Source organism: Bacteroidota bacterium (genome assembly GCA_019637975.1).
Classification (GTDB): Bacteria; Bacteroidota; Ignavibacteria; order UBA10030; family UBA6906; genus CAADGV01.
In genome coordinates this window covers 26,899-39,354 of sequence record JAHBUR010000013.1, presented here as the reverse complement: position 1 = coordinate 39,354, position 12,456 = coordinate 26,899, and the positions used below count along the sequence as shown (strand labels likewise).

Annotated in this window: 9 protein-coding genes; 4 read left to right on the top strand and 5 right to left on the bottom strand. The window is 51.6% G+C overall.

Annotation, left to right across the window (positions count from 1 at the left end; genetic code table 11):
• The first annotated feature begins 93 nt into the window (after positions 1 to 93).
• The 4 genes from KF749_09070 (at position 94) to KF749_09055 (ending at position 4,359) form a co-directional block, all read left to right on the top strand.
• A complete protein-coding gene (locus KF749_09070; GenBank protein MBX2991308.1) occupies positions 94 to 1,038 on the top strand; it encodes an ATP-binding cassette domain-containing protein in 945 nt (314 codons plus the stop codon).
• A gap of 70 nt (positions 1,039 to 1,108) precedes the next feature.
• Complete coding sequence (locus KF749_09065) at positions 1,109 to 1,831, top strand: ABC transporter permease (GenBank protein MBX2991307.1); 723 nt, start codon at positions 1,109 to 1,111, stop codon at positions 1,829 to 1,831.
• 7 nt (positions 1,832 to 1,838) lie between these two features.
• Positions 1,839 to 3,425: a Gldg family protein gene (locus KF749_09060; protein MBX2991306.1), complete on the top strand. Its 1,587-nt coding sequence runs from the start codon at positions 1,839 to 1,841 to the stop codon at positions 3,423 to 3,425.
• Between the two features lie 31 nt (positions 3,426 to 3,456).
• A complete protein-coding gene (locus KF749_09055) occupies positions 3,457 to 4,359 on the top strand; it encodes a DUF4340 domain-containing protein (protein MBX2991305.1) in 903 nt (300 codons plus the stop codon).
• 70 nt (positions 4,360 to 4,429) lie between these two features.
• Here the strand turns inward: KF749_09055 and KF749_09050 are convergent, their stop codons facing one another.
• The 5 genes from KF749_09050 to KF749_09030 all read right to left on the bottom strand — a co-directional run bounded on the left by KF749_09050 (position 4,430) and on the right by KF749_09030 (position 12,338).
• Complete coding sequence (locus tag KF749_09050) at positions 4,430 to 5,470, bottom strand: PorV/PorQ family protein (GenBank protein ID MBX2991304.1); 1,041 nt, start codon at positions 5,468 to 5,470, stop codon at positions 4,430 to 4,432.
• A gap of 13 nt (positions 5,471 to 5,483) precedes the next feature.
• Positions 5,484 to 6,077 (bottom strand): hypothetical protein, encoded by a 594-nt coding sequence (locus KF749_09045; GenBank protein MBX2991303.1) that lies wholly within the window; start codon positions 6,075 to 6,077, stop codon positions 5,484 to 5,486.
• A gap of 2 nt (positions 6,078 to 6,079) precedes the next feature.
• The gene (locus tag KF749_09040) at positions 6,080 to 7,798 is read right to left on the bottom strand and encodes a hypothetical protein (protein ID MBX2991302.1); all 1,719 of its coding nucleotides are present in this window, start codon (positions 7,796 to 7,798) and stop codon (positions 6,080 to 6,082) included.
• Complete coding sequence (locus KF749_09035) at positions 7,795 to 9,690, bottom strand: hypothetical protein (protein ID MBX2991301.1); 1,896 nt, start codon at positions 9,688 to 9,690, stop codon at positions 7,795 to 7,797. Before KF749_09035 ends, KF749_09040 begins: the two co-directional genes overlap by 4 nt.
• Positions 9,691 to 9,833: 143 nt before the next feature.
• Positions 9,834 to 12,338, bottom strand: coding sequence for a TonB-dependent receptor (locus KF749_09030; GenBank protein MBX2991300.1), 2,505 nt, complete (start codon positions 12,336 to 12,338; stop codon positions 9,834 to 9,836).
• Positions 12,339 to 12,456: the final 118 nt, after the last annotated feature.

Here is a 12,456-nt window from a genome sequence, read left to right as displayed (position 1 = left end):
GCAGGCGGCCAATCGGCAAGTCTTGACTGATGGGCAGGAATGTGAATACGACTATCCGCTGTTCAATTTCTCTGTATAACAATATCAACGCCTATGTCAATTGCAGTCCGCAATCTTACCAAATTGTACGGCGATCAAAAGGCCGTCGATGACATCTCCTTCGATGTAAAGTCGGGCGAGATTTTGGGGTTCCTCGGCCCGAATGGCGCCGGAAAAACGACAACCATGAAAATCATTACGTGCTACATGCCGCAAACCACCGGCACGGTGGAAGTTGACGGCCTGAGCACGATTGACCGCTCGCTTGATGTCCGCAGGAAAATCGGCTACCTGCCCGAAAACAATCCTCTCTATCATGAAATGAATGTGCTGGAATACCTCGAGTACGCCGCGCAGCTTCATGGAATGAACGGAAAGCAGATCAGCCACCGTATCAAGGAAATGGTGCACGTCTGCGGACTCGAAAGCGTGCGGCACAAGGATATCGGCGAGTTGTCGAAGGGATACCGGCAGCGCGTCGGACTCGCGCAAGCAATGATTCACGAGCCGGAGGTGCTGATTCTTGATGAACCGACCAGCGGCCTCGACCCCAATCAAATTGTCGAAATCAGAAATCTGATCAAGCAGCTCGGCCGCGCAAAGACGGTGGTTCTTTCCACTCACATTCTCTCCGAAGTGCAGGCTACATGCGATCGTGTGCTGATTATTAATGAAGGGAAGATCGTTGCCGACGGCACGCCCGAGAAACTTCAGCAGGAGTTCCGCGGCTCCGAGTCATTGACGCTTGAATTGCGTTCCGGCATTTCCGATCCGATGCAGCAAATTTCGCCGAAGCTGCGAAGCATTCCCGGCGTCGGCAGCGTCGAGCTTCTCGGACAAACCAACGGCATTTCACGTTTCATGTTGCATGTTGAAAAGGGGGCCGATGTTCGTGAGTCTGCGTTCAGGATGGCGGTTGTCGAAGGCTGGGTGATTTTGGAGATGCACCGGAAAGCCACGACGCTGGAAGAGGTGTTTCACAAGTTGACAACGTCTTAGGGATGAGAGGTTCCTAAACTCTAACAACTCATCACTTATTTTCAACACGATTCTTTAACTACACAGCACCATGAACTCCTATCCTAACATTCTCCCTATATTCAAGCGCGAGCTGAAGTCGTATTTCAACTCGCCCGTTGCGTACGTTGTGATTGTCGTGTTTCTGGCCATCCTCGGCTGGTTCTTCTCGACAAATCTCTTTCTGAACAACGTAGCGTCGCTGTACATTATCTTCGATTCACCGCTGGTGAAGATCCTCTTCCTCGTGATTGCCCCGGCAATTACGATGCGCCTGCTTGCGGAAGAACGGAAATCCGGCACAGTCGAGCTGCTCACCACGAAGCCCGTCAAGGATGTTGAAATCATCATCGGCAAGTTTCTTGCGGCCTGGGTAGTACTCGGAGCGGCGTTGCTGCCGACGCTCCTCTACGTCATTACGATGGCGATTCTCGGCTCGATTGATTTCGGCCAGGTGGTAACCGGCTACATCGGATTGATGTTGATGGGAGGCGTGTTCATAGCGCTCGGATTGCTCGCATCCAGCCTCACCGACAATCAGATCGTTGCGTTCATCATGGGATTCATTCTGGCGTTTGCCGTGTTCATGTTGGACAAGGTTTTGATTTACCTCCCCTCATTCATGGCATCAACGCTTGAGTTCGTCGGTGTGGATTTTCATTACTCCGGCATTGCCCGCGGCGTCATCGATTCCCGCAATATCATCTACTTCGCATCAATGCTCGGCTTTCTGCTGATGATGGCAACTGTTTCACTCGAACGAAGAAAGTGGTAGATCGGCCATGTCCAACAAAAATCTCAAATCGCAAACACTCATGAGAGTCGGCATCGTTGCCGTCATTCTCATTCTCGTGAACGTCATTTCCATCAGAATGTTCGGGAGATTGGATTTCACGAAGAACAATCTCTACACGCTCTCCGACGCGAGCAAGAATCTCGTCAAATCGCTCGACGACCGGCTGACCATCAAGGCGTACTTCACGGAGGAACTTCCCCCGCCGTACAACAATGTTCGCCGAACCGTTCTTGATCAACTCAACGAATACAAGGCCTACTCACAGGGCAATCTGCAATTCGAGTTCATCGATCCGTCGGGCGAGAAGGGAGAGCAGGAAGCGCAGCAACAGGGGATTCAGCCTGTGCAGGTTCAGGTGATCAACGACGACAAGCTCGAAGTGAAACGCGGCTACATGGGAATGGTGATGTTGTTTGAGGACAAGAAGGAAGTCATTCCCGTTATCCAAAACACTTCAACACTTGAGTATGATCTGAGCAGCACTATCAAGCGACTGACATCCAAATCGCAGAAGAAGATTGCTTTCCTGACGGGGCAAGGCGAACCCGCGTTGCAGGAATTGCAGCGGGCACAGCAACTGCTTTCGCGCCAGTATATTGTTGAAACCGCCGACATCGGCAAGGGGCCGGTCGGGCACGACGTCGCGGCGCTGATTGTGATGGCTCCGCAGAATGCATTTTCTGAAGCCGTAAAATATCAAATCGATCAGTACATTATGCGTGGCGGGAAGGTTGCGTTCCTCCTGAACAAAGTTGACGCAAACCTGCAACAGCAGTTCGGCCGCACACTCGACCTGAAGCTGGAGGATATGCTGGAACATTACGGGCTTCGCATCAACCCCGACCTCGTACGTGATGTGCAATGCGCCCCCATCAACATCGTCCAGCAGCAAGGCGGCTTCTCGATTCAAAGCCAGGTGCAGTTCCCGTACATCCCCATTGCCAGCGACGTAAGCAAAGACAACACGATGGTGAAGAACCTCCAGAGCATTGTGTTGTTTTTCGTGAGTTCGATTGATACCACAAATCTTGCTGCGCGGGGATTGAAGGGGGAGATTCTCATCCGTTCATCGAAGCAAAGCGGGCGGCAAACGCAGGTGTTCTACTTCGATCCGATGGCGCGCTACACGCAGGATATGTTCACGGAGTCGGGTATTCCGCTTGCCGCCGTTGTAAGCGGACAGTTTTCCAGTTTCTATGCCGACAAGCCGATCCCGCATGACACAAGCGATGAAGTTATTCCGCAGCCCGGACAAAAGCTCGCGCAGAGTTCCGACACACGGATCATTCTCGTGGGTGATGGTGATTTTGCAAAGGATCAATTCCTCGGCGGACGCGACAACCTGAATCTCTTTGCCAACATGATCGACTATCTCGTTGATGATGCCGGATTGATCACGATCCGCTCGAAAGATGTTTCTCTGCCGCCGCTTGAGCAAGTGTCGGACGGCTCGAAGAAGATGTACAAATTCGGCAACATGATTGTGCCGCCGCTTCTTGTGTTGGGATATGGTCTGTTGAGATGGCAGATGCGGAAGGCAAAGAAGAAAGCTCTCGAAACATCGACATTCTGATCCTCGAAGTCCGATTCAACGAAGGAAGAGTATGAAACGCAACACAACAATTCTGATCGGTATCTTTGTACTGCTTGCCGTCGGGACGTATTTCGTTCTCCAGCAAGAAGGAGAACAAAGCCGTGCCTCATCAGTCGGCGATCCGCTGGTGAAGTACGACTCGGCCTCGGTTGACAAGCTTGAAATCTTTGCAAACACCAATACCGTGGTGCTGGAGAAGCAAGCGGGCAAATGGATGGTGACGTCGCCCTTCAACTACCCCGCCGATGAAGCGGGCGTGACATCCGCTGTCGGCAAGGGGAAGGAGATGAACGTCACGGGACTCATCTCCACCAATCCTGAAAAGCAGCATGTGTACGCCGTCGATTCGACGGGAACCCTGGTGAACCTGTTTGCCAACAACAACCGTGTCGCATCGGTCAGAATCGGCAAGCCGGCGACAAACTGGACGGAGACCTACGCCCGTCTCGAAGGCTCGGACAATGTGTACACGGTGAGCGGCACGCTCGGCCCGACCTTCATCAAGGAGCCGGATATTTGGCGCGACAAAACTATCTTCAAGGCCGATCAGAGTACCATCAACGAAGTGAAGTTCCGTTATCCCGCACAGCGCGGCTCCGCCGATACGACATTCGTTCTCGTGCGAAAGGACAGCGTGAACTGGGCGATCGGCAGCGACTCTGTTGGATCGGCGGTTGTTACGTTCCTCAACTACCTCTCAAGCTTCCAAACCGATGAGTTCCTTTCTTCCCCCGAAACAACGGCGAAAGATCTCGCCGCCGTGATCGAGGTATCAGGGACACAACTTCACTTCTACAAACGATCGGATGGCAAGTATGAGGTTCGCACTTCCGCGTCACCGCACTGGTACTCTGTATCGGAGTGGAAAGCGGGACAGGTGCTGAAGAGGAAGAAGGAGTTTGTGCAGCATTGACGGCAACATGAAGTAAGAGATGTGTTTCCAAAGTCCGAAAGCCTGAGCATTGTGATCAGGCTTTTGAGTCTCAGAGCACGATCCCGATGCTAAATCTGTGGCCGCTTGAAAAGCGCTGAATGTCCGCAAAAGCATAGTCGGCGTAGATGGCCCACGAGATTGAATTCCAACGGACTCCCAATCCAAGATTCAGCCCAAGCTCTACAGCATTGAAGATATACCCCGACCGGAGGATGAGAGTGTTGTTCCATGCGTACTCCGCACCGATGTGAAATTTCTCAGGGTTATCGGAAGTCTGTGCAACATCAACTGCGACGAGCAGGCGCTGGCTCTCACTCTTCTGTCCGAAAGCTTCAAAGAGTTCCGAGGCGACTCCCGCACGATAGGTCAAAGGCAAAGCAAACGGTGTATTGTAGTATGATGCACGGATCGGATCGGCTCCGGGAAAGGGCGGGACTTGCTGAAACTCAAGACCCGGGCCGGAGAAATTACGTTTTGCGCTGAGGTTCGAGACCGACAGAGCGACGTGCAGCCCGTGAAACTCGGTATTGAACTGTGTCCCTGCGTCGAATGCAATGCCCGAAGACGAGAGAGAGTAGATTTCATTCCTCAAATACTTGAGGGACGCTCCAAACGAAAGCTGTTCTGTCGCTGCCCACCCGACTGCTGCAATCGCCGCCAGGTCCTTCGCCGTGTACGTCTGACCCGTTCCCCTTGGCTGTTCAATCGTCGTGATTTCGATATCGCCGGAGTTTAAGAGAATGACGCCCGCGCCGACTTTGAATTGCGATGACAACGGAAACACCAGTCCGGCAAAGTCATGCGCAATATCGGCAACCCAGTTCGTGTGTGTTGCAACGAATGCCGTGCGGTCGATACGCGATATACCTGCAGGATTCCAATAGAGGGCTGTGGGATCATCGGCGATCGTTGTATAGGCACCACCCATGCCCATGGCGCGTGCACCGACACCTATTGTCAAAAACTGGGCGCCCGACGCACCGGAGTTGTTGACGCCCGTTTGCCCATGCGCAAAGACGTGGAACAACAGAAGCACGAACGAAGAAATTGCGGTTATGAATCGCGGCTTTATGGACGTTTTGGTTTTCATGAAACTTCCTCCTTCATTGGGCGCCAAGCCGCAATTCTTGAATAACGAGTGTAAACGTTATGGGCTTCAAGGGAACCGCCTGAACACGTTCGAAAATCTGTATCTCACCCTCCGCCGTAATCGAGATCGGTGCGAAGGTTCGGATTCGCGTCGTGCCCTGATAGCGTTCTGTGTATTGAAGACTGTCATACAAACGACCTCCGCCGATAACGGTATGAGACCACCCGATCTCGAGCTTTGCAGAATCACCCGGAGGAAGCGCTACATGTTGTTGAAAAATCGGCGGTGAAAAAAGATTGCTTCGCCCAAGTGAAAGAGAAGCCGCCCGCGGCAATGGAACAAATGAAAACAGATTGATTTTGCCGTTGATGAGTTGTGCTCCCTCGAGAAGTTGAATATGTCTGTTCTGTACATAAACGCGAAGTCGGGTTGGTTCGCTGCCAAGAAATCGTTCCAGTGAATCGATAACGACGGTAACCGTATCACCCGTCGTCTTCTGTAGAAAGGCTGCAAGAACATCTTTCGGCTCTTGGTACGACGGGAGTTGTTCGTCGCAACCACTCAAGAGCGTCACGAGCAATAAAGTCATTATAACAGCGTGCTTCACTCTCATTCTCCTGTAATCACTGCAAACTTCTTCGTAACTGCCGCACCGTTTGGGGTTTCGATATGGGCTATGAACAGTTGGCTTGCCACAAGACTCCCTTTCTCGTTCAGAAGATTCCACTCTTCACCGCCTCCTCCTTGATGGTACAACGTCCTCACGAGTTCAAGCCCCAACGAATATATCCTGATCGTACACTCCTCCGGCAAATACTGGAATAGCAGCCTTCTTTCAGATGGAAATCGTTGTGCTTCGTGGCGGACAATGTACGGGTTGGGCACAATGCGGATGTCATTGAGCATTGATGACGTCCCCGGATTTTTCGAGGGTTGGCCGACAGCGAAGGAGTATACCGCATCAAACGGCAACACACCGCGCACACCTCCGGAAACAACAACAATGATCTTGTCTCCGACGCTAAAGTCGCGGGTTCCCCTTCGTCCAACCCTTGGCCACGGTCTTCCGATGCCGCGCCCTTGATCTGCATAATCACAGACGAAGCGCGTTCCTTCAATATAGAATGCGTTAGAGAAAATATAGGAGGTCGCACTATCCAGCGTCGTTGCAACATAATAGCGATTAACGGCGCGACGTGTGTCTATGCTTGCGCCGGTTGCAGCGTCAAACCCCCACCGTGATACTGTCCACTGACCGATGTCGGGGACCTCCTGCGAGCCGGGGACTCCTCCGGGTCGTAGTTCCCGCCCGGTTTTCCGTTCTCTGATTCCAACATTCAAATAGTGGAACAGACGGTTTGACGAGAGATTGACTGTGTCAATCCCGCCGGGAAGAAACTCAATTTCATACTCCATCTCTCCCAACGTTCGCATCCGCGAGAGAACTCCTACATACGGTGCTACTACCGTGTCTCGATAAATGATGGGAGTGTCAGTCGAATCGTTGCGACGAACGGCAAGATAGGCACTGTCTAAACCGATAGGGTTTCTGAGTTGTTCGAATCTCCAATTGAACATTACCGCGAGCGAACCGAAATCGAAGAGATTATCTTTCGCGAACGTTCCCTGACGAATTCCCGGAGAAACCGAGTCGCCTGCGGATGAAAGTGAAAAGTCCATGATGAACCTGGATTCTCCCGGATAGGCACCATCGGAGACAGTCACGGGAAAGAGGTAGCTTGAACCGGTGCTGATCGTAGAGACGGCAACGGTCAGTCGATGACCCGCATGCAAACGATCGAAGTTGCCGACATTTGTTACTTCAAAACGCGGAACGCCTATGTCGCCTCTTGCGCCCGACTCCTCGACTAACGAGATCGTGCCGTTCATGACGTCTCTTGCAGCAGGAACCGGAGTAGCGGAAACAACCTGCGATACCGATTCGATGAATGGTCTCGGCGGATTGTACGAGCTATCTGAAAACGCAGACACACGATAATAATATTCGACATTATTCTTGAGCCGTTCGTCAAGTGTGACAGTTCCGTCTCCGTTGTCATCTCCGATGTCGAAGAATTGGTTAGAGATGGAACCCTGTATGGTTCTCTTCCATTCGCGAATCATCGCATAAGGTCCACTGATTACCCTTCCACGATAGAGACGATAGCCGGTAAAGGCATTTGAACTCTGAGCAGTGGAATCCCAGAGGACGAGAACGGCGTGTTCAAGCGCCGTTGCCCGTAGGGTTGGCTGGGGAAGTGTTTGGCCGAAAAGAGAAGTTGCCGTCAGCGTACTCAATAAGATATTTACAGTGTGGGAGTGTCTCATTCTCCAATCATGACGGCAAATTTCCGTATTGCTGTTTTCCCTTCCGGCGTGGTAATGTGTGCAATGTACAACTGGCTTGCTACCTGTTGCCCCGATTCGGTTCGCAAATCCCACGTTGCCGCTGCTCCACCATTGTGCTCTATTACTCTCACCAAATCCAACCCGACTGTGTATATGCGAATCACACACTCTTCCGGCAGATAGTTGAAGTAAATGACCGGCTGGTCAACGCTCCGTTGTCCTTGATGCGACACGAGGTACGGGTTGGGCACGATGCGGATTTCACTAACATCTCCCGCCACCCGTGGCCGGGCGCCGGGGCGTGCTTCAACGATTTTTCCATTGCTCTCCATGGATTGCAAGCTCAGGCTCGACGCACCTTCGTCGTAGGCTGTAAGTTTATAGAAGTAACTTACGTTATTCAGCAACGTTGTACCTACGGGAATCGTCGGGTCGTTGCCATCGGTTCCCCTGTCGAGATACTCGTGTACAAGGGAGTCTCTTCCGATCTGCCACTCCTTGAGTTTGTAGTATGGCCCCTCGATCGTGCGGGCACGGTACAGCCGATAACCGAGAAACGGTCGCCCCAGTGAGTCGGGCACGATGGGGTCTGTCGACCGTTCAGCGGCATCGTCCCACACGAGGTGAATTGCCCCATCGAGTGCTGTACACGAGAGTGTTGGATCGGTTGGAGGTTGCGGTAAGAAAAGATTGTTGGAATAGGCGCGGCGCACCAAGTCGTGAATGCGCAGAAGGTTGCTCAAACCATTACCGACCATCAAAGCGACAGCGAATGTAATCGAATCGCCGGGGAGCATCCTGAAAGGCCCGCTGCCCGTAAAAATGGAATTGTGAATCGGTTGTCCTTGTCCTTCAAATAGATGCCTGACTCTTTCAATACTGTCTCGGGCGATATAGTCGTACCTGTACACATCTGTAAAGTGTGAACGTGGCCGATTGTACATGTTATGATAGATATCCTCTGTCCAGAACTTCATTCCGTTCTGCTCACCCGTTTGGTTTCTTGGAGTTTCCAGCATTCCGATGCCGAGATATGGGTTCAGAGTAGTTGAATCTTCTCTTAATGCAGGATTATATTGATACCCGAGATTCCTTGATGGATCATCGCTGAAATAGACAATGACGTTCGAATCGCGTGAAACAGGCACCGGGGCAATTGATCTCATTACGAAAGGCCATATCTGAAATCCGACGTATGAACTGTCAAGAGGCTCGGTGGACTTATTGTGTATCTCATAAGTGATTATCAACACGTCATTCAAAGGAGAGGACTTCCATGAATGAATCATTTGCCGGACTTCTATACCGATTGGGACGCTCGTGGTTTCCTGATTTGCATATCTTCCCATGTATTCAGGATCCGCTTGAGTCTCGGTGTCCTTATATACACAAAACAGGTCCTCGTCTGAACGAAAGAGAGGTTGGTAGCGGGAACGTTCAAGTGTATTCCGAATATACGCGGGCCCGCCGTTTACGGAACGTATCGGCCAATCGGGAAAGTTGCTGCCGCTTAGGTCTATTCCTCTGCTATCAAAGTCTTTGCTGCTATACACAACATAGTTGGGATCATCAGAGTATTTCCAACCCACTCCATTAAATGCTGTGTCGATTCCCGCATTAGGATCACCAACTGTGCCCGGTACAAACTTGTTCTTATGACGTACAAACCCGCCTGTAATGCCTATTGCAGTATTGTGTGAGGAAACTACTTTTCGTCCTGCCCTCTTGCCTGCAAGCAAAATGCCACATTGGCCGACGTCCCACAGAGTGAACACAACAAAGCGCTCTCCTCTACGACGCGGCCATATACTGTCGAAATCGTCCCGCACCCGCAGGTTTGTGGCGATGACTCCATCATTGTAGACCCTCATTTCGAAGTTGCTTGCAACAGTTGTTCGTCCAAAAACATTGGAAGGAACATACAATCCACCTCCCTGTGCAAAGAGGCTCGTAACAATAACAAATGGAAGTACTAAAGCAGAAGCGATATTGACCTTGCACATATGCGATAGATCTACAATTCTAAGCGAACGCCGATAGTTGTACGTCTCGGCTGGCTGAATGCCGAAATGTCTCCAAGTTCACCGCCGATCTTCCCGCTTGAATCAACCCACAACACATTTTCTTTGTTGAGCAAATTCCGAACGTCAACGAACACCGTCAGCCGAAAGAAATCGGTCAACGATGCAAAAGTCTTCGAAGCCTTTACATCCACCTGGCTGTATTCGGTCATGCTCCGGTTGTTCGGCTGGAATTTTATTGTCGAATCGAGCGGCGTGAATCCGTCGGTCGTAGGATAGTAGGTAAAGGGCCTGCCCGAATGAAAACTCCAATTGATGTTGATGTTGACATCCCAGGGCAGCGACATGTTTGCGACGAGCTTGATGTTGTGGCGCTCATCCCAACTCAAGGGAAAAAGCCTTGCTGGTATCTGTAAGCCCCATTGATAGTAACTCAACCCTTGCCGTGCATCTTGAGAGAGCCCTTCCGCCTGCATAATGGTGTAAGAAAGCGAGCCGGTGAGCCAACTTCTTTTTTCTCGAGCAATCGTCAACTCGAGCCCGGTCGCTTTTGCATACGGGTTATTCACGAACTCGGCGAAGCCGTAGTCGCCGGCAATTCTTGCATTTGAGGGAATGAACGTCTTGACATCAATCTGATTGTAGGTTGTCTTGTCGAAGTAGGTTGCGGAAAAAACAATCTCGTTGTGCAGTGCGTACTTGATGCTGATCTCCCACGCTTTCGTTTTCTCGGCTTCAAGATCGGGGTTGCCTATCAACACACCGACGCCTTTGCGCAAACTGACATTGTTCAATCCCGAATAGAGATAATCGAAGAGCGGGAATTGAACAAAATGCCCGTAGTTCACAAACAGATAGCCGTTCTCCGCAAACGGCGCGGCGAAGCCGATGCGCGGGCTGAAGTACTGTTTCCGTCGTGCCGGAACATAGTGTGTAATTTTCGTCTCGAATTCATCCTGCCCGGTTTGCGCCAGTTCGGTGGCGGGCCGCTCAGCGGTCGGATCGAGAAAGTCATACCGCAATCCCACACTGAGAAGCATGCCGTCTTTTCGTAACTCAACTTTGTCCTGTACATAAGCGCTGCCCGAATACGGACGGTAGCTGTAGTCGGTACTGTAGTTCAAGAGAGGTTTGCTCACGAAGGGCTTGCCGAAGACATTCAGACGAGGTTCGTACCGCACCACATCGGAGGTGATCGAATACATATTCATTTCCACTCCGGCCTTCATCAAATGCTGATCTCCCAACTGATGGTCAAGATCGCCTTTCAGCGTGTACACTGTTTGCTTCGACTCCGCCCACCAGGAGCGATTGCCGTGCAGGATGTATTGCAGAAAGAAATCGTACTCGTAGAGTGTCGTGTCAATGGCATTCCTGTCGCCCCCGATTCTTGTGTTCAGCCAATACCGGCTGAGTGTAACGGAGTATGTCGTTGTAGTGGAAGGTGTGTGGGAGAAGAGAACTGCCGTCCTGTAGGAATTACGGTTGCGGGGCGGAAGGCCGGTGAGATTGAAACGCCAACTGAATTCGTAATCACGCCAATCGCGAAGGGAATATAACAACTGGGCAGAGAGGCGGATTGTCGGAGAACCACGGTAGTCCACTTTTCCAAAGCCCGTGCACTGCCGTGAAATCGGCGATGAAAAGAACCGCCGAAAGTCTTGCCAGTAGCGCGTATCCGTGTACTGAAACCGTGCCGAGGCAAAGTAGTAGAATTCGTTAAGCGCTATCGGTCCACTTGCCGAAAGCTCAACATCATGTGCACGATTCACCTGCTTGCCCCCGAAGAGGTTATCCTTCTCGGCGCGCAAGAGAACCTCATGGCTATCGCCGCCTCTGCGCGTCACAACGTTCACGACACCCGAAAGAGCGTTGCCATGCTCTGCCTCGTAACCGCCAGTCTGAACAAGCAATCCTGCGATGGAACTTTTAGGGATGTCACTTCCTGCTCCTCCGCCAATCAAATCTTGAATCGGGAGGCCGTCGACAAGATAGACTACCTCCGAAGTCTTCCCTCCGCGCACGTGGAGATCGCTCGTAATGCCGGGCTGCAAGCCGACAACGTCTGCAAAGGAAGAGACCGGCAGTGCCTCGATCTGTTCTTGTGAAACAGCATGCGTGGTTCCCACCACATCTTTCAGAATGGGCGGGCGCTCGGCGATAACCTGCACTGCATCAAGCTCAATCGGGGTTTCGTCAAGTTCGATTTCAATTCTTGTTCGAAGACCGGGATTGATGCCAACCAGTCTTATCCTCTTAGCGCGGTAACCGATGGAAGAGATTTGCAGAGTATACCTGCCTGCAGGTATGCCGTTGATACGGAAAGAACCGGCAGAGTCTGACACGGCGCCTCGCTGCAAATCAACAACCACGGCATTGGCACCAACAATCGGCAGGGCTGTTTTTGTTTGCCGGATGGTTCCTTCTATGCTTCCTTCGATCTGTGCAAAACCAGCAAGAGGAAAAGCAGGCGGCAGGTAGAGAAGAGTGAGAAGCATGTGAACAATCGGCTTCAAGAATCGACCTCACGCAGAGTGCGAACAAGAACCTTTGTACAGAACGTTGGACAACAACGGCACGTAACAAAAACGGGGAACTAATGTCAAGACGAATCGG